This window comes from Acinetobacter brisouii CIP 110357 (assembly GCF_000488275.1).
In the GTDB taxonomy this organism is placed as follows: Bacteria; Pseudomonadota; Gammaproteobacteria; order Pseudomonadales; family Moraxellaceae; genus Acinetobacter; species Acinetobacter brisouii.
The window spans coordinates 34,096-51,419 of the sequence record NZ_KI530765.1 but is presented as its reverse complement, the minus strand read 5'-3'; the positions used below and the strand labels follow the sequence as shown (position 1 = coordinate 51,419).

Annotated in this window: 17 protein-coding genes and 1 pseudogene; 10 read left to right on the top strand and 8 right to left on the bottom strand. The window is 35.6% G+C overall.

Annotated elements, in window-relative coordinates:
- The first annotated feature begins 208 nt into the window (after window positions 1-208).
- Window positions 209-529, top strand: coding sequence for a type II toxin-antitoxin system RelE/ParE family toxin (locus tag P255_RS14175; RefSeq protein WP_004898418.1), 321 nt, complete (start codon window positions 209-211; stop codon window positions 527-529).
- On the top strand, window positions 522-794 hold the full coding sequence (nadS, locus tag P255_RS14170; RefSeq protein WP_000369781.1) for a NadS family protein: 273 nt from the start codon (window positions 522-524) through the stop codon (window positions 792-794). Before P255_RS14175 ends, nadS (P255_RS14170) begins: the two co-directional genes overlap by 8 nt.
- A gap of 85 nt (window positions 795-879) precedes the next feature.
- On the opposite strand, the gene P255_RS14165 is transcribed toward nadS (P255_RS14170), so the two are convergent.
- A complete protein-coding gene (locus P255_RS14165; RefSeq protein ID WP_004898427.1) occupies window positions 880-1,848 on the bottom strand; it encodes a hypothetical protein in 969 nt (322 codons plus the stop codon).
- 272 nt (window positions 1,849-2,120) lie between these two features.
- Window positions 2,121-3,206, bottom strand: a complete 1,086-nt coding sequence (locus P255_RS14160) for a DNA cytosine methyltransferase (RefSeq protein ID WP_035365714.1) — start codon at window positions 3,204-3,206, stop codon at window positions 2,121-2,123.
- 78 nt (window positions 3,207-3,284) lie between these two features.
- Here P255_RS14160 and P255_RS14155 point away from each other — a divergent pair, with 78 nt between their 5' ends.
- From P255_RS14155 to P255_RS14145, 3 genes are read left to right on the top strand one after another with little or no spacing between them, the layout of a single operon-like run.
- Window positions 3,285-3,536: a helix-turn-helix domain-containing protein gene (locus P255_RS14155; RefSeq protein ID WP_004706643.1), complete on the top strand. Its 252-nt coding sequence runs from the start codon at window positions 3,285-3,287 to the stop codon at window positions 3,534-3,536.
- On the top strand, window positions 3,537-4,667 hold the full coding sequence (locus P255_RS14150; protein ID WP_004898423.1) for a restriction endonuclease, SacI family: 1,131 nt from the start codon (window positions 3,537-3,539) through the stop codon (window positions 4,665-4,667).
- Window positions 4,668-4,684: 17 nt separating this feature from the next.
- The gene (locus P255_RS14145) at window positions 4,685-6,397 is read left to right on the top strand and encodes a DUF262 domain-containing protein (RefSeq protein WP_004898419.1); all 1,713 of its coding nucleotides are present in this window, start codon (window positions 4,685-4,687) and stop codon (window positions 6,395-6,397) included.
- Between the two features lie 169 nt (window positions 6,398-6,566).
- Here the strand turns inward: P255_RS14145 and nadS (P255_RS14140) are convergent, their stop codons facing one another.
- Together nadS (P255_RS14140) and P255_RS14135 are read right to left on the bottom strand one after the other, a co-directional pair.
- Window positions 6,567-6,839, bottom strand: a complete 273-nt coding sequence (gene nadS, locus P255_RS14140) for a NadS family protein (protein WP_000369781.1) — start codon at window positions 6,837-6,839, stop codon at window positions 6,567-6,569.
- Entirely contained in the window at window positions 6,832-7,152 is a 321-nt protein-coding gene (locus P255_RS14135; protein ID WP_004898418.1) for a type II toxin-antitoxin system RelE/ParE family toxin, read from the bottom strand. The genes nadS (P255_RS14140) and P255_RS14135 overlap by 8 nt, the downstream gene beginning before the upstream one ends.
- A 116-nt stretch (window positions 7,153-7,268) precedes the next feature.
- Between P255_RS14135 and P255_RS14130 the strand changes: the two genes are divergently transcribed.
- Window positions 7,269-7,583 (top strand): hypothetical protein, encoded by a 315-nt coding sequence (locus P255_RS14130; protein ID WP_035365705.1) that lies wholly within the window; start codon window positions 7,269-7,271, stop codon window positions 7,581-7,583.
- 500 nt (window positions 7,584-8,083) lie between these two features.
- On the opposite strand, the gene P255_RS14125 is transcribed toward P255_RS14130, so the two are convergent.
- Together P255_RS14125 and P255_RS14120 are read right to left on the bottom strand one after the other, a co-directional pair.
- Window positions 8,084-9,172 (bottom strand): alpha/beta hydrolase, encoded by a 1,089-nt coding sequence (locus P255_RS14125; RefSeq protein WP_004898413.1) that lies wholly within the window; start codon window positions 9,170-9,172, stop codon window positions 8,084-8,086.
- Window positions 9,173-9,202: 30 nt separating this feature from the next.
- Window positions 9,203-9,796, bottom strand: coding sequence for an NAD(P)H-dependent oxidoreductase (locus P255_RS14120; RefSeq protein WP_004898410.1), 594 nt, complete (start codon window positions 9,794-9,796; stop codon window positions 9,203-9,205).
- 191 nt (window positions 9,797-9,987) lie between these two features.
- Between P255_RS14120 and P255_RS14115 the strand changes: the two genes are divergently transcribed.
- Window positions 9,988-10,884: an AraC family transcriptional regulator gene (locus P255_RS14115; RefSeq protein WP_004898408.1), complete on the top strand. Its 897-nt coding sequence runs from the start codon at window positions 9,988-9,990 to the stop codon at window positions 10,882-10,884.
- 296 nt (window positions 10,885-11,180) lie between these two features.
- Here the strand turns inward: P255_RS14115 and P255_RS15415 are convergent.
- Window positions 11,181-11,285 (bottom strand): annotated as a pseudogene (locus tag P255_RS15415) (IS6 family transposase); the annotation flags it as partial.
- A gap of 305 nt (window positions 11,286-11,590) precedes the next feature.
- On the opposite strand from P255_RS15415, the gene P255_RS14110 reads away from it, so the two are divergent.
- The gene (locus P255_RS14110; RefSeq protein ID WP_004898406.1) at window positions 11,591-12,535 is read left to right on the top strand and encodes a LysR substrate-binding domain-containing protein; all 945 of its coding nucleotides are present in this window, start codon (window positions 11,591-11,593) and stop codon (window positions 12,533-12,535) included.
- An 84-nt stretch (window positions 12,536-12,619) separates the two neighbouring features.
- Here P255_RS14110 and P255_RS14105 read toward each other — a convergent pair whose 3' ends face one another.
- Window positions 12,620-14,347 carry a BCCT family transporter gene (locus P255_RS14105; RefSeq protein ID WP_004898403.1) on the bottom strand — a complete coding sequence of 576 codons (1,728 nt, stop codon included), beginning with the start codon at window positions 14,345-14,347 and terminating at the stop codon, window positions 12,620-12,622.
- A 329-nt stretch (window positions 14,348-14,676) separates the two neighbouring features.
- On the opposite strand from P255_RS14105, the gene P255_RS14100 reads away from it, so the two are divergent.
- Together P255_RS14100 and P255_RS14095 are read left to right on the top strand one after the other, a co-directional pair.
- Window positions 14,677-15,867 (top strand): aromatic ring-hydroxylating oxygenase subunit alpha, encoded by a 1,191-nt coding sequence (locus P255_RS14100; RefSeq protein ID WP_004898400.1) that lies wholly within the window; start codon window positions 14,677-14,679, stop codon window positions 15,865-15,867.
- Window position 15,868: 1 nt separating this feature from the next.
- Window positions 15,869-17,299: an aldehyde dehydrogenase family protein gene (locus P255_RS14095; protein WP_004898398.1), complete on the top strand. Its 1,431-nt coding sequence runs from the start codon at window positions 15,869-15,871 to the stop codon at window positions 17,297-17,299.
- The last annotated feature ends 25 nt before the right edge of the window (window positions 17,300-17,324 follow it).

The following is a 17,324-nucleotide window of genomic DNA, read 5'->3' as shown; positions in this document are numbered from 1 at the left end:
TTTTATAATTCATCCATTTAAGAATACTGCACCTTTTCTTTTTTTTAACTAAAAATTTGTCAAGATAACTAGGGATAGTTTGATTTCGTGCAATAAATTTATGTTAAATACATGCTGGAAATGCCTGAATAACAGAGATTCATCAGCTCTCGTTTTTTGTTATGAAAGCTGCTAGAATTTATATACGCCATTGACGTATATAGAGTCCATGTTATTTATTGAAACCAGCATCTTTACCAAGCAAATTAAAGACCTTGTATCTGATGAGGAATATCGCCAACTTCAGCAAGATCTTTTAGTTCAGCCAGATAAAGGTGACCTAATCAAGAATGGCGGTGGTATTCGCAAAGTACGTTGTGCTCAAGGTAACAAAGGGAAAAGTGGCGGCATACGAGTGATTTATTATTGGGTCACCGAGGACGATCAGATCTTTTTCTTAGTGGCCTATCCAAAATCAGTGAAAGACAATTTAACCGATAAGGAAACAGCCATTCTACGCCAACTCGTGAAGGAGCAATTTCATGGATAACAACTTATTTGATGACTTGGTTGCTTCAATCAAAGAAGCAGGAGCAATTAAGCGTAAAGAGGTTAAAGCAAGTCGAGTTACAGAACTTGAACTGCCTGATATTAAAGAAGTACGTGAAAAAACTGGTTTGAGCCAAAATGAGTTTGCTGCACGCCTACATATTAGCCCTCGTACCTTACAGAATTGGGAACAGGGACGACGCTATCCAACAGGACCAGCAGCTACATTAATTCGTATTTTAGATGCTCACCCAAGCCTTATTTGAAAAAAATATTTAAAAAATGGGGGCTTAAAGCTCCCATTTTTGACTTCGTATAAGGTGTATTATGTTAATTTTAGGGAAACTTAACTTAATGCTTTGATTTAACCCTTAGTTCATCACAACTATATTGATCTAAATAGGAGCTATCTTTGTTTGCTAAATAAGATTCAGTCTTAGAAATATCTCTACCTTTACTTCGTAGAAAATACTTGGCAGCATCTTGTCTAAGATGATAACTATTTGTTAAATAACATAGCAGTGATAAGTCTGAATTTTTAAACCGTTCTATGCTAGATTTTCTCATCAATAATTCATCTTGCAAACTCTCAAAATGGCTTAAATCTCTTACCAGATCATTGACTTGCTTATCAACCCGAGCTTTTGGCTTTTGCTTTATTTGATCATCTAGCTCACAAGCTTTTTTTAGTCCTATTATTAGTCTATGAACGTCTAGACCATAGCTCCCAGTATCTTTTGCATCAAACAGATTAAGCTCCTGTAAATATCCAATTCTTTCTGTCGTTTGGTATCTAGAATTACCTTTCTCATCATATTTATATGTTTTTATTAGAACAGCTCTATCAGATGATTTATATCTATCATTCAATATTTTAAGGTTAAAACCTAGTATTTGAATCTCTCGATAAAATGCTGTTATTTCACCAACTATTTCTTTTAAGCTATTAATTATATTTTGGTATTTTTCTTTATTATTTATAAAATCATAAAGACTACCCAGCTTTTCTTGTCTTTTACGTTCATTTTCGAATGAGGCAATATTTTTGGAAATTGTACTATCTGCATTAAATTTAGTTCTGCCACACGTTCCTCCCATCAAACTGTAAGTACCATCACTTAATAAGACTAAGTAACCTTTTTGATGGATCTGACCACACTTACCTTTTTCATCAGTTAAACAACACTTTAGCTCTGTATCTTTAATTTCATAATCAACCACAATATTTTCAAAATTTTCTAAGGTGATTTCTTTATTTTCTACAAAATTACCAAGTAAAAATATTTCATCATAAGAATTTATTGTTGCTCTTACTCCCATAATTTCCCTCTTATTTAAAAATTTACTTATAAATATTAATACGTAATAGAAACAATATACATAGGCGGAAAAATCCTAACGACAGCCTTTGTCGCATAAATCAATTAAATGCTCTCACTCAATTTCCCCTACTCCTAGGACAAGCCTTTTAGACTGAAGCGCCATACATCGTTCATCTAGGAGAGAATTGCTGTTATATATATGAAATCAAAAAAGCCTAGACCTCAGATCTAGGCTTTAAAACTTATATTGAAATAAAACAACTCTGAGTCTTACATCAATTCAGGAAATAGATCACTTTTATATTCATTTCGAGTTGTTTTTAATACTTTATTATCTAATTTGTTTTTTACAACCGCCCCGACAACTTCAGCCAATTTACATGGAACAGCATTTCCGATTTGTGTAAAAATTCTTGATTGAGTTCCATAAAATTTATAGTCCTCTGGAAAAGTTTGAATGATTTTAGCTTCATCAATCGTTAGCCTTCTTAAGGATTTAGGGACTTGTAGAGTAGTAATATCCTTACCATTAATTAAATCTGAATGATATTTCTCAACCCAACTTTCACCGTAATCATATAAGTGATTTTCATCAATAATTGGCGTTCTATTCCCACCCATTGATGCTGGTAGAGTACTACTCCATGAGTCAGGATTTAAGGGTCTACCTTGCCCATTAAATAACATTCCTGCATAGGCAGATTTTCTTAAAACTGGATTCTTGGCAATCGTAATTTTTGCATTGGTGATATGAGGATTCGTTACTGATCCTGCTGCACCTAAATGAGAAATTGCTTCTCTAATACTAGGGGCATCCTCACAATATTGTTCAAAATCATCTAATGTAATGTGATCCCCATTTTTTAAGCCAATGAAAAAGACACGTTCACGAGATTGAGGAACACCAAAATCTTTTGCATTTAGTTGAATTACGGAAACTCTATAACCCATATCATTAGCTTGGGAGATGATTTCTTGTTTAATGTGGCTAAACTTTTCTAATGCACCTAATGCTTTGACATTTTCCATAACAAACGCATTAGGAGAAACTCGTCTTACTACATCTAAAAATGAAAATACTAGCTTCGAACGAGGATCTTTCAGATCCATTTTGCCTGCTACAGAAAAACCTTGGCATGGGGGACCACCAAAGATTAAATCAATATCTGATATTCCATTGAATTTTTCTAGATTTTGATCAAGATCACCCTCAATCAATAAACAGCTTTTATGATTTAAAGCATAAGTTTTACAAGCAGTTGGATCAATTTCATTGGCTATTTGAACGGAGAATCCTGCGGTAATCATTCCCACATCCATGCCTCCTGCTCCACTAAATAAAGAAATAGCCTTCATTAAATCAATCTCAAAATATTCCAATTTCGAATATTTTACATTTTCTTTAAAATAAGTCACTAGATATTTGGTAAATATATGAAAGTAAAAACTATTTATAATTCTGATTATATTGAGCTTATCCAAATCTTATCTAGTGAAAGAAAAAGATTAGGAATCTCTCAAAAAGAAGTAGCTACATTGTTAGATATTTCTCAGGCAGATATTTCTAAAATTGAAAGATTAGAAAGACGTTTAGACATTTTAGAGCTAAAAAGTTTACTGAAAATTTATCGAATTTCATCTAATCAGAACCTTCAGAACTTAGTTCTAAAATTTTTTGAGTTTTAAATGTCGATCACACCTGAAGAAAGAAATATTAAAGCTAAACAATATGTTGAAGATTTATATTCAAATATAAGTCATTTGACTATAGATGATTTTTCTAGCCATCCTTTATTTGAACAGGCCGATTCAATTTTACAAAATGTTGTGCATGCCAAAATTACTGCAAAGGGTTTTAGGGGAATTGTTCTCACTGCTATTGTAGGAAAACACTTAAACAGTAGTTATGATTTTTTAAACAAGTTTTATGACTGTAGCCCACGAGCAATTTTTGAAAACGGTATTTTTTTAGCATTAAGAGATTTGAAAATACCATGTGGTAAATCAGATCCATTAAACGTTGCTAAAAATACCAATGTGCTGAGTATGGAGTGGGCAGAGGGTAAAAGACCTCAACGAGCAGCTGAAGCCGTAGTAAACTATTTAAAATTACTTGATAAAAACTTTAGTCAAACAGAAGATTATAGTTTTTTGATTAATTTATTCATGTTTAGGCTTAAAGAATTAGCCGACATTCATGCACAGTCTACAGTTTCAGTAGGTATTGTAGATATAGCATCATCTCAAGAATTGGCTCTTAATCTATGGAAGTTCATTTCTACTGCAGTAGAAGGTGGAACAATTCCTCAATTTTTTATAGGTATTCTTCTTGAAGCCATTTATCTACATGATCAAAAAGTAATTGTAGAAGGGACAAGAGAAAGTGTTTCGGGAACGAATACAACTTCTAAAAAACCTGGTGATTTAGTTCTTTTGAGGGATAGAAAAGCTTTTTCTATATTAGAAGTTACATTGAAAAAAATTGATAATAAAAGACTTAGTGATAGCTATGATGTTCTGCATGCGCTGAACCACTTAGATACGCCAATCACCTTTATTTGTCGTATTCCTGAAGATACACAAGCCTTAAAAGAAATTGCTAATTTGAATAAATCATCAGGATTTATTAAGAACCCTCATACTTTCAACTTCATTGATATTCAAAGTTTTATTTGTTCCCAAATAACACTACTAGATGCCGTTCAATTGGAATACTTATTAGCTCAATTAAGAACGTTCATTAATGCTTATGATAGACCAATAAATACTAGAAATATTTGGAATGAATGTTTTCCTGAAACACCATCTGACATCTAAATAGTTTGGAATTAAAAATGAAAATTGAAGCGCAAGATAAAGAAATTCAAGAACTACTTAGAGGGACCTTCTTTAAAATACCTAGATTCCAAAGAGCTTATTCTTGGGAGTCTGAAGAGATAGAAGACTTTTGGAATGATATAGTCGAAAATCAGGATGCCAACTACTTTATCGGTTCTGTTGTTGCCTATATTGTGGAAAAACCAATGGTCGGTTTAGTGGATGGTCAGCAACGTTTTACAACTGTGACGATTATTCTCTCTGCAATTCGTGAAAAATTTAAAGAATTAGGTGAGGAAGAATTAGCTAAGGGTGTACAAAATTATATTGAAGGTAATGATGCTGATAACAAAAAACAATTTATCTTAGCTCCAGAAACATCATATCCATATTTTCAGCGTGAAATACAAAAATATGAAACTGTACATCTTAATCAAACATCTCAAAGCATGAGCTTTGAAGAGACCAAACTTAAAGATGCTTTTAACTTAATTAAGCAACTTTTGGATGATTACCTAGAAAAATTTAAACTGAATAAAGAATCATCTACTTATCGAGAAACACTAATACAAAAGGTAAAAGATGTACGATCAAAAATTTTAAAATTAAAATTAGTGTATATCTTGTTGGATAACGAAGTTGATGCTTACTTAATATTTGAAACTTTAAATGCTCGTGGTCGAGAGTTAAATGTCTCAGATCTAGTAAAAAACTTACTATTAAAAAATTTACCAAATTCCCATGTCGATTATGATGAATCTGAAGGATTATGGTTATCCTTGATCGAAAAATTAGATACTTTAAAAGATAAACAAGATAAAACTATTGTTGACCAATATCTTTATCATTATTGGAATGCAACAGAAAGCATTACAACTGTAAAAAAATTATTTCCTACAATTAAAGAAAAGTTAGGTGATAAGCCAATAGATTGCCAAGTTTTTTTAAAAAATCTTGTTGAAAGTAGTGATTGCTATCTAAATATTCTAGATCCCGACACAATTCAGAAAGATACTAAAAATAAACCTTTAATTTTTAGTTTAAAAACCATACAAGATCTAAAGATTAAGATTGTTTATCCACTGCTATTATCCATACTAATTTCTTCAAAAAAAGAGATAATGACTACAAGACTCCTTAGAAATTTTATCTCTACTATTGAAAAATTTCACTTTCAATTTAATGGTGTTTGCCGTCGAAAAACAGGTGGAACATTAACGACTCTATATAATGAAACAGCTCAGAGTGTTCATAAAGCTCAAAACGTAGCTGACCTCAATTCGATCTTTACTGAATTTAAGAAGGCATTGAAAAAAATAGCTGTTTCCAAAGATGAGTTTATTCTTAATTTTGAGAAATTAACTTATGATAATAAGAATACTAAACATAAAAATGTCATTAAATATTCTTTATTTACAGTATTAGATAATATACCTAATAAACCTTACAGTAGCGAGTTTTCTGATTTAACCATTGAACATTTAATTAGCCAATCTACTAAACTTCCATATATGGCTAATATCGGAAATTTACTTCTAGTAGGTTCTAAACTCAACAATGAAAAACTAAAGGATCTAGATTTAAAAGATAAAGTTAAATTATTACAAGAACATAACTACCATCTAACAGAGAATTTTTTAGATCAAAACTGGAGTGGCTCTGAAGAAGAAATTCAAATCAGAAGTAAATCTTTAGCAAATAAGGTATATCAGTTGACAGAGATTAACTAAAGATTAAATTAGCCACCTAAGATAAGTAAATTAACTTCTCAATTTTAAGAAGATGTAAAATTTAAAGTCTAGGTCATTAGATTTGGGCTTTTTATTAAATATTTAACATAAATCTCTTATGCGAAGTCAAAAATGGGAGCATTAAGCTCCCATTTTTTAAATTATTTTTTCAAATAAGGCTTGGGTGAGCATCTAAAATTCGAATTAATGTAGCTGCTGGTCCTGTTGGATAGCGTCGTCCCTGTTCCCAATTTTGCAAGGTACGTGGGCTAATATGTAGACGTGCAGCAAATTCATTTTGGCTCAAGCCAGTTTTTTCACGTACTTCTTTAATATCAGGCAATTCGAGTTCTGTAACTCGGCTTGCTTTTACCTCTTTACGTTTGATAGCTCCAGCTTCTTTGATTGAAGCAACCAAGTCATCAAATAAGTTGTTATCCATGAAATTGCTCCTTCACGAGTTGGCGCAGAATGGCTGTTTCCTTATCAGTTAAGTTATCTTTCACTGATTTTGGATAAGCCACTAAGAAAAAGATTTGATCGTCCTCGGTGACCCAATAATAAATCACTCGTATTCCGCCACTTTTCCCTTTGTTACCTTGAGCACAACGTACTTTGCGAATACCACCGCCATTTTTGATAAGATCACCTTTATCAGGCTGAACCAAAAGATCTTGTTGAAGTTGGCGGTATTCCTCATCAGATACAAGGTCTTTAATTTGCTTGGTAAAGATGCTAGTTTCAATGAATAACATGGACTCTTTATACGTCAATGGCGTATAAAAATTTTAACAGTTAAAACATAAAAAAACTAGAGCTAAGTAATCTCTGAAGTATGATGAAAGTGCTATCACTACATTTAAGAATCATTATGAAGCACTTAGGATTTGTAGGAAAATGTACTGAATCTATTGGGTATACCCATGTTGAAATTATTAATAGCTCATTACATCTGTCTTTCAATGTGCCATTGAAAAATGACCTAGAAGCGACCTTTAAAAAGATGGTCGAAAATAACTATGATTTACTCATGGAAACATCAGGTGAAATAGAATTTGAGTTAGAAAGTGAAACTATAGAAAAAATTGAAGAAATCTTAAAAGAGAAAGATATTGAATTTGAAGAATTTATTCAGGATTCATTGATTAAATTTATCAACCAAAACCAATTAGATACTGCCAACTGATTGTTATATTTAAGCAATGAAAAACCCCGACATCCTGCCGGGGTTTTTCATATTCAGTTCTAGGTATAACATCCTGTCGTACCTCACGATCCTTGCGCTAGAACATAAATATCCATTTTACGTTCCGGAACATCCTGTTCCTGCATGACTTCATCATAAGAAAAATCTCCATACTGACATAGACGCAATGATCCCTAATTTATGTCCTCCTGAGCGTACAGGATTGTTTAAAATTTATCCCAAGGGTTATCCGCAGAAATTGTGGATTCTTTTGACCATAAAAGGCTTATAAAGCATATGGAATTGCTATTTTTGATTAAAAAATAATCAATTCTATTGGCGAAAGATTCCAGAATTGAGCATAAAAAAGCCGACTTGTTTCAAAGTCGGCTTTTTTTGGGTTTTTTGAAATTTTTTAAGTTATTGATTTATATTTATTTAACTTAATGCGTTTCGCATAACGACCATTATGTTAAATAGTCAATATTTAAGCACGAAAATTAAAGATTTGTATTATAAAAAGAAGCCAATTTGGCTACTGCTTTATCAACATGATCTGGTTGATCATACATTGTCATATGTGTTGCATGGTCAACAAGAAATAACTCTTTCTTAGTTTTTGCTAAATCATAAAAATGCTTACTTTGCCATAAAGATCCAGCATCACTACCAGCTATTAATAGAAGAGGCTGTGTAAGTAATTCTTGGATATTTTCTGCGGCATCAAATGCAATAATTTTATCTACACTTGAAAATAGCAATTGATTCCCAGAGTTTTTATGTTGCCCTCGAGGGGTTCTATAGTATTCAGTAGCCTCTCTTAAATCACGTGGTGTGTTTGCATTGGGCTGTTCTGGAACATAGTTGATATATAACGGGTTTGCACCATTTGCTTCTAGAGTTCGTTGCTGAGCAACACTATCAAGTAGTTTTAGTTGATCTGATAAAGTTCCATCACCATTCCAACCCTTACGGAATCCCAAACCAATATCCACTGCACTCACAGTACCGACTGCCTTAATCCGATGCTCTGTCATTGCTGCATTAATACTGTATCCACCACCAGCACAAATGCCAAGTGCAGCGATGCGATTCTTGTCAACGAATTTCAATGTCGTGAGATAATCAACGCCACTACGAATATCTTCTACACGTTCGGTTGGATTCTCTAAAAATCGAGGTTCACCGCCACTTTCACCTTGGTGAGAGGCATCAAATGCCAAGGTGATAAAGCCTTTTTTAGCCAGCTTTTGTGCATATAAACCTGCTGTTTGTTCTTTTACACCACCACCAGGATGAGTCACAATAATTGTAGGATATTGTTTTTTCTCATTGAAGTTATCTGGTAAATATAAATTACCAGCCATGAGGATCTGGCCATTTTTGAAAGTTATATGTCGTGTATTTTGTTGGCTTACTTCTGAGCTACTCTTTGTTTTTACTTCTACTGCAAAAGTGGCTTGAGCAGTAAAAATCATCGTTCCAAATGTTAGCGTTGAAATTAAAAATCCTTTTTTAACTAGTCTATGTAATTGGGATTTTCCTGTTTCTAGTCTCGTGTTTAAGATAATCGAAGTGCTATTTTTCATGTTACTAACCTCATTGAAAATTAATAAAAATTAGTCAAAAATTTGAGTGAGTTGTTGTTTTAGACGATCGATATCATTGTTGATTTGAGGGGATTTTATGACATCGAAAAATGAAAATGTCGGTAGCACTTCGACACCACAAAATTTGTAGTTTGCTGTGTTGTGAATAAAGACATCATCAACAGATCTACCTTCAAATAATTCTTGCTTAGAATCATTAAATGCTTCTCGTGGTGCATTCCATGTTAGCGATAACATGTACTTTTTACCGAAAAGCTTTCCACCTGTACCATATTGCTTGGTTGGATCTTGTCGTGTACGTCCGTCACCAGTTAAAAAACTTCCCTGTATCATTCCTGCAGTAAACACTTCATCAATATATTTTTTATAGATCCACGGAGAACCAAACCAATACACTGGAGACTGAGTGATAATTAAATCTGCCCATAAGTGTTTACTTACCTCTTCATTGATGTCATAGCCTTTTTCAACTTCGGTAAGTTGAATTTCACAACCCAGACTAAGCATAGTGTCTTTAATAATTTCAACTATTGAGCTATTTAATGTGCCAGTAGAAATACCTTCATAGAACTGATGTGTATTAATAATTAATACTTTTTTCATCACATATACCCGGAATTATATTTGCCTAGTGAGGATATTATTTTGGACTATAGATCAAAAATTCGATTGCCAAATCTGCTGTAATTCTTGCCCAATATGATGAGAAATAACTAAAGCGCAACCAATCATTTTTTAATCTGTTAATCTTAAACAGTCTATAGATATCTTGATTTTGTGATGGTGGAGTTAAAATGAATCAGCCTAATGTATATAACCTACTCCAGTCTTTAGTTGAAGATATTGCTCAAAACGACGGGGACTACAATACAGCAATTCCAATATTATCTATTTATCGTCGCAGTGCAGTCACTGATCCGATGCCCTGTATTTTTGGCCTAGGTTTGGGTGTTACCATTCAAGGCGGCAAGCGTGTAACGCTTGGAAATGAAGTTTTTAATTATAGCTCTGGGCAAGCGCTTATTAATTCGATTGATTTACCCGTTGTGTCTTATGTAACGCAAGCCACAATAACAGAACCTTATTTAGGTTTACGCTTAGATCTTGATGCAAATTTAATTGTACAAATTGCTGCGGAAATGAATACTTCGGGGATATGCAAAGGTGGTCCTTTAAGAGCGATGTCCGTTATTGCATTAGATGATGGGATACTTGATGCTTTAACGCGTTTAATAAGACTTTTAAATGAACCTAGCAAAATTCCATTGATTACACCATTAATTCAAAGAGAAATTATCATCCGATTGTTGGATGGAGAACATGGTCCGATGCTCCAGCACCTTGCTACTGTCGGCTCACCAAGTCATCAAATATCCCAAGTGATTACATGGATGAAATTAAACTACATCAATAGTATTTCAATAAATGAATTAGCAGCCAAAGCTCATATGAGCTCATCTACTTTTAGACAGCATTTCCGCACAATTACAGGCTTAAGCCCTTTGCAGTATTTAAAAAATTTGCGCCTACAAGATGCACGGCATTGGATGCTTTATGAAGATATGGATGCTAGTAGTGCTGCTATACGCGTTGGTTATGAGAGTGTTACTCAGTTTAATAGAGAATACGCTCGTATGTTTGGTGAGCCTCCGCTTAGAGATATAAAGCGCACTCGGGCTCTAATTAATTAAGAAAAGAATAGGAATAAAGTTTTTTCTTATCTTTTCTAAGTTGAATAAATTAATTTTAGTTTTTCTAAAATTAACATAATACACCTTATACGAAATCAACTAAGTATTTCATTACTTTTCAGTATCTTATGATCTATAATGAAGCCCGATTTGTTAAAGTCGGGCTTTTTACGTGAATTGTCGCGTTCCACGGATTTGATTAGCCTCTGTGAATAATTCAGCCATAGGTTATGAAAAATCGGCTCCCCAATAAAGCTGATTTATTTAGATATTGGGAGAGCAGTCCAAGATGTCGGAAGCATTTCCTGCAGCTCACGATAGCTAATGCCATATTTACAATACCAGGGCACAGCCCAAAGAATAATTTCGCCCTGAAAATGTCGACCATGGAAAGGATTCATATACTGAACTTTTAGCTAAAAGCTTATTTAGCTTATCATCTATGGCTATTTGCAATAGTGTCCGTAAATAAGGTGAATTATCTTTAACTCATGAGAAAAACTCATGCAAGGAATATTTTTTCTCACTTTATATTATTTTTCAATTATGAGATTTTGTTGGCAGATAAAACATAGGCAAACGTTGATGTTCTAACTATTTGTAGGGATTGCATTAAGTTAATGAAAATGGTTTTACTGCATCATCTGAAAGATGATGCTGGATTTTAGTAGAATCAAGTATAGGAACGGACAAATTAGGAGTGTCCATGAAAATCAAGCCATTGCCGCCAATGAATAGCCTGATTGTATTCGAGGCAGCTGCACGCCACCTCAGTTTTACACAAGCTGCAAATGAGTTAAATGTTACGCAAGGAGCGATTAGTCGCCAGATTCGCCAATTGGAAGAATATCTGGGTAAAGAACTCTTTGTAAGAGCCAATCGCCATATTTTTTTAACTTCTACAGGATTACAGTATTATCAAACGATTTATGGTGCATTATTGGATGTATCACAGGCAACAGCTGAAATTAAAAAATGGAAGGGTGAACATCAGGTCACTGTAGCAACAACCAGCGCAATGGCTGCACTTTGGTTATTGCCGAAGATAGCCGATTTTCAGCAAACAGAAGGTATTGATTTAAGGATTTTAACTACAGAAAATATTCTAGACTTGGATAAAATAGATTGCGATATTGCCTTATTTTATTGTAACCCCCCCCCAAGCGGAATGAAGGTTACCCCTCTATTTTCTGAGGAGGTTTTTCCTGTATGCAGTCCAAATTACCTTAAACAATTAAATGGCTCTCAGGATCCTCAGGAAATTTTTGGCAAGACTTTATTGTATTTGGATGAATCTCAGCAAGACTGGATGACATGGCCAAAATGGTTTGAATCAGTCGGATATCCTCTCATTAAGCCTAGGAACAAAGTGAATATCAATAATTATCCATTATTGCTTCAGGCGGCAATAAATGGTCAGGGTATTGCGTTAGCTTGGAGTTCACTATTAAACGATTATCTAGAAACAGGGGTTTTGGTTCGCCCAATAGATACCGTACTTAAGACTCAGGCAAATTTCTGTATGTTAGAATCAATAGATCGGGGTGTAATTTCCTCAAGCGTAAAGCGTTTTCGCAGCTGGCTTTTGGAACAGGTTTCAAATGATATAGGACCAACTGGTTTAAGTAATGTGGTGAGTGTAGAAAGTTAAGAGTCTATTTTTTCTGAGAAGTTAAACGAAATCGAAATGGATGAAAATAAAAATAGGGATCTGAAAGATCCCTATTTGTCTTTCTTATTCTTTTATGGCGAGATGATCTTTTGAAATTGTCTGAAGAGAGCTATTTTTATCTACAGGCTTATCACTTTCGGCTTTACAGAAGTCTGGTCGAACATGCTCAGGCATCATTGCCCATGCTTGTGGTTCTTGACGTAAGCTTTTGAATAAAGAAACGGCCATGATTCCCAGTAATATTGCAATTGGAAAACCTGCAATAATGGTTGCTGTTTGAATGGCTTTAAGCCCACCAGCGATGATTAAACCACCTCCAATTAATGGGATAATAATTCCCCAGATCAGACGGATACTAATAGACGGATCTGTTGTTCCATTCGCATCAAGAAAACATAGCACTAGGGTTCCAGAGTTGACTAAGGTAATAATGTGAATTGCTAACAATAAACATAGAAGGGAGCTAAGGAAAATTTTAGTTGTTGAGCTAGAACTAATGTGGTCAAAGAATACGAAAACAGCACGAGTCGGATCTGCTTTGGTTGCCTCAGCAATCGACATTTTATGTGGCTCATGCTTTGCAATATCAGCTTTGGCATTACTGCTAGTATTGCTGCCATGTTGTTGATTGATCACCAGTTCATGCGCTGGTCTCGCCCGAGCTTCTTTTTCGATCTTGAGTGAAGCACCACCAAATGCTGCAATCCAGATGAACGTTAGTAAAGTCGGGGCAAATAAGGTACAGCAAATGAGCTCACGGATCGTCCGTCCTCTAGAAATACGGGCGATAAACATACCGACAAATGGTGCCCAAGTCATCCACCAAGGCCAATAATATGCAGTCCACCAGTTTTGCCAGCCTGAATCTTTTTGGGCATCACTCCATAAGCTCATACCAACGATATGTTGTAGATAATCACCAACCCCTTCAAAGAAAGAGTTGAAAATATAGCGAGTCGCGCCCAATACAATCACGACAAAGACTAAAAAATAAGAGATGATCATGTTGCCCTCAGCAATCACTTTAAAGCCTTTACTGATCGCTGACATGAGGGAAATGGTCGCCAAAGTACATAAGACGATGACCATAGCGAGCTGAATTTTTACGTCAATATTAATACCAAAGGTATGATTAAGCCCTGTGTTAAGCTCCAAAATGCCCATACTCAGAGATTGAGAAACACCAAAGGCCGTGATCACAATTGTTAAAATATCAACGATATTTCCAATCGGGCCATAAATTCGGTTGCCAATTAGTGGATATAAAATCGAACGCATGGCAAAAGGTAAGTCCTTACGATAGCAGAAATAACCTAAAGCAACTGCCGCCATGCAAAATAGCCCCCAAGGGTGTAGCCCCCAGTGGAAAAATGTAATCTGCATTGCCATGCTGGCTGCTTCATCTGTGAAGCCTTGAGTAAAAGGATTACTGGCATAGTGGGTAATAGGTTCTGCTACTGACCAAAATAATAGCCCAACACCCATTCCACAGGAAAACAGCATGGAGATCCAAGCAATATTGCTGTATTCAGGCTTTTCATCATCTTTTCCTAGTCGAATATGTCCATAGCGACTCATACATAAATAAACTAAAAAAACCAATAACAATGTTGCCAGTAGGAGAAGAAACCATTTTGCATTATTTAGCAAACTGGTTGAAATAAACTGGAAATATTCGCCTGCCTGCTGTTCTCTAAAAATACAAAAAGCAATAAAAACAAATAGTAGTAGTTTTGAGCCTATTGAGACTGCGGGGTTAAGCCCTTTTAAGACTTGTGTTGTATTGCGCATAACTCCTCCTTGGATACGTATCAGTTAACAGCCTGTTAACTGTTTTATGCTCATCGTCAAAGAGTAGTGATGAGTATAAAGATTGCTCAACCGATTTATTCTCATCCATGGGTGAGTTTTAGTCATGCATCATTTTTTAGATATCGCAATCGCGTATGAATGCATAGCTATAAAGAAAAAATAGATGACAAAAACTCATGCATACCTAGCTAAAAAGTCGTTTGTCGGGTGTATCGATATTTAACACAATCGCAGAAGAGATAGCAGAGTATGCAAATCACTCAGCGCAGGGAGTTCTGCGTTTGTTTTAAATATATGGAGATCATCAGATGAATAGTCGAGTTAGCCAGCAATTAATTACGGTTCAGCAAGTCGATAACGTTTTAAATTCAATTACTGAATCAAATGGTATGCCAAATTTAGCATATACCAGTAGTGAATATTTTAATTTTGAACGGGATAATATTTTAAGCAAAACTTGGGTTTGTATCGGTTTTTCTTCTGACTTGCCTAAAAATAACTATGTAAAACCTGTAAATTTTATGGGTATGCCGCTGGTAATGATGCGTAATCGTGAAGGCGTCTTACAAGTGTTTCATAATGTGTGTAGCCACCGTGGAATGATTTTAGTACAAGAAGAAGGCACGATTGAAGGCGTGATTCGTTGCCAGTACCATTCTTGGAGTTATGACATCAATGGTAACTTAAAAGGAACACCACATATTGGTGGGATTAATCAGCACAAAGATGAACGCTTTAAATGTGAAAAACATGGCTTAAAAGCACTCCGTTCAGCCATCTGGATGGACATGGTGTTTATTAATATTTCTGGGGATGCTACTGCATTTGAAGATCACATTGCGCCTGTTACAGAACGTTGGAAAGAATTCTTAGGTAAAAATGGTTTAGATTTAATTCGTACCAGCAAAATTGGTTCGACTTTCCAATTACCTGTAGAAAGTAACTGGAAACTTGCTGTTGAAAACTATTGTGAAGCATACCATTTACCTTGGGTACACCCTGCCTTAAATACTTACTCAAAGCTTGAAGATCACTACAACATTATGATTGAGGATCGTTTTTCAGGTCAGGGTAGTTATAAATACAACTTATCATCAACAGCTGGGACGCATTTACCTGTTTTTCCAAGTTGGCCAGAAGATAAATTACGCCAAGCAGAATATCTGTCTATTTTCCCAAATGCACTCATTGGTATTCAGGCTGACCATGCCTTTGCGATTATGTTAGACCCAGTTGCACCTGAAAAAACGATTGAAAATCTTCGTTTGTATTATGTGGGTGATAAATCATTAGACCCTAAATACGACGAATGCCGAAAAGCAACTTTAGAGTCGTGGAAAGTCGTGTTTAGTGAAGATGTATTTGCAGTTGAAACGATGCAAAAAGGTCGTCATTCCCCAGGCTTTGGTGGTGGTGTTTTCTCACCAGAAATGGACTTACCAACACACTTCTTCCAGAAATGGTTAGCCACTCAAGCTAAAAAGGCGTTGGAGGCATAATATGCAACATTACCTCAATTATTTTGATGGTCAATGGCGAGATGCTTCTCGCCAATTGGCGGTTATTAATCCGGCAACAGATAAAGTGTTTGCAACAGTTGCTCAAGCAAGTATTGAAGACGCTGATGCAGCAATGGCTGCAGCACGCCGCTGTGTAAATAGTGGCGCATTAACGGATGTTCGCCCTGCACAGCGTACAGCATGGTTGCTTAAAGCAGCTGAGGCGATCCGTGAAATCACTGAAGAAGGAGCACTTATCCTTTGCCGTGAAAATGGTAAGAATCTACAGACTGCTCGTGAAGAATTTGATGAGGCTGCACGCTATTTTGAATATTACGCAGGTATGGCCGATAAAATTGAAGGGATTTCAGTCCCTTTAGGCAAAGACTATATTGATTTTACCCAATACATTCCAATGGGTATTTCGGTTCAGATAGTGCCTTGGAACTTTCCTGTATCAATTTGTGCTCGTTCACTTGCGCCAGCTTTGGCAGCAGGGAATGCGGTTGTCATCAAGTCACCAGAAGTTTCACCTTTAGGGATGGTTTTATTAATTAAAGCCATTGAGAAAGCTGGATTTCCTCAAGGCGCAGTGAACTTACTTTGCGGTAAAGGTTCTGAAGTTGGTACCCATTTGGTGACACATCAGGAAACCAACCAAATCGTGTTCACAGGTTCTGTACCAACAGGACAACGTATTTTAAAAGATGCTGCAGCACGTGCCACTCCATCTGTCATGGAACTTGGTGGCAAATCAGCCGCTATCGCATTTGCCGATGTCAATCTCGAGCAATTATTGCAGAGTGTAAAAGTCGGTATTTTTTATAACTCTGGTCAAGTCTGTTCCGCAATGTCTCGATTATTGGTACAGCGTAGCCGTTATGAAGAAGTAAAAGCCGCAGTAGTAAACCTAGCTGAGAGTCTGACTATTGGTATTGGTGAATCCAATGCTGAGTTGACGCCAGTTGTTTCTAAAGATCAACAGCAACAAATCCTCACGATGATTGAAAAAGCTCGTCAAGAGGGTGCAAACATCTTAACGGGTGGGAAAGCTGCTGATTTGGATGGCTACTTTGTATTACCAACCATTATTGAAGCCACGGCAAATATGTCAATTGCACAAGAAGAAGTCTTTGGCCCTGTCCAAGTCATTATTCCGTTTGAGGATGAAGATGAAGCAGTTGCCATTGCCAATGGCACAGACTTTGGTCTGGTGGCTGGTGTATTTGGTGAAAATCTAAATCAGACACTTCGAGTGGCAAATCGACTGATCGCTGGTCAGGTCTTTATTAACGAATGGTTTGCTGGCGGTATTGAGACACCATTTGGTGGTGTGGGTTTATCTGGTTTTGGTCGTGAAAAAGGGCAGGAAGCCATCTACAGTTATGTGCAAACGCGCAATATTGGTATTCGTTTGCAACATCACGCGTAAATAAGTACGAGAAAAGGGAATAGAC

Bases quoted from the DNA above. Each gene is read 5' to 3' on its own strand.
- P255_RS14125 (WP_004898413.1), bottom strand. From the start codon at position 9,172: ATGAAAAATAGCACTTCGATTATCTTAAACACGAGACTAGAAACAGGA.
- P255_RS14145 (WP_004898419.1), top strand. From the start codon at position 4,685: ATGAAAATTGAAGCGCAAGATAAAGAAATTCAAGAACTACTTAGAGGG.
- P255_RS14150 (WP_004898423.1), top strand. From the start codon at position 3,537: ATGTCGATCACACCTGAAGAAAGAAATATTAAAGCTAAACAATATGTT.
- P255_RS14095 (WP_004898398.1), top strand. From the start codon at position 15,869: ATGCAACATTACCTCAATTATTTTGATGGTCAATGGCGAGATGCTTCT.
- P255_RS14175 (WP_004898418.1), top strand. From the start codon at position 209: ATGTTATTTATTGAAACCAGCATCTTTACCAAGCAAATTAAAGACCTT.
- P255_RS14155 (WP_004706643.1), top strand. From the start codon at position 3,285: ATGAAAGTAAAAACTATTTATAATTCTGATTATATTGAGCTTATCCAA.
- P255_RS14135 (WP_004898418.1), bottom strand. From the start codon at position 7,152: ATGTTATTCATTGAAACTAGCATCTTTACCAAGCAAATTAAAGACCTT.
- P255_RS14115 (WP_004898408.1), top strand. From the start codon at position 9,988: ATGAATCAGCCTAATGTATATAACCTACTCCAGTCTTTAGTTGAAGAT.
- nadS (WP_000369781.1), top strand. From the start codon at position 522: ATGGATAACAACTTATTTGATGACTTGGTTGCTTCAATCAAAGAAGCA.
- P255_RS14100 (WP_004898400.1), top strand. From the start codon at position 14,677: ATGAATAGTCGAGTTAGCCAGCAATTAATTACGGTTCAGCAAGTCGAT.
- P255_RS14165 (WP_004898427.1), bottom strand. From the start codon at position 1,848: ATGGGAGTAAGAGCAACAATAAATTCTTATGATGAAATATTTTTACTT.
- P255_RS14105 (WP_004898403.1), bottom strand. From the start codon at position 14,347: ATGCGCAATACAACACAAGTCTTAAAAGGGCTTAACCCCGCAGTCTCA.
- P255_RS14160 (WP_035365714.1), bottom strand. From the start codon at position 3,206: ATGAAGGCTATTTCTTTATTTAGTGGAGCAGGAGGCATGGATGTGGGA.
- P255_RS14110 (WP_004898406.1), top strand. From the start codon at position 11,591: ATGAAAATCAAGCCATTGCCGCCAATGAATAGCCTGATTGTATTCGAG.
- P255_RS14130 (WP_035365705.1), top strand. From the start codon at position 7,269: ATGAAGCACTTAGGATTTGTAGGAAAATGTACTGAATCTATTGGGTAT.
- P255_RS14120 (WP_004898410.1), bottom strand. From the start codon at position 9,796: ATGAAAAAAGTATTAATTATTAATACACATCAGTTCTATGAAGGTATT.
- nadS (WP_000369781.1), bottom strand. From the start codon at position 6,839: ATGGATAACAACTTATTTGATGACTTGGTTGCTTCAATCAAAGAAGCT.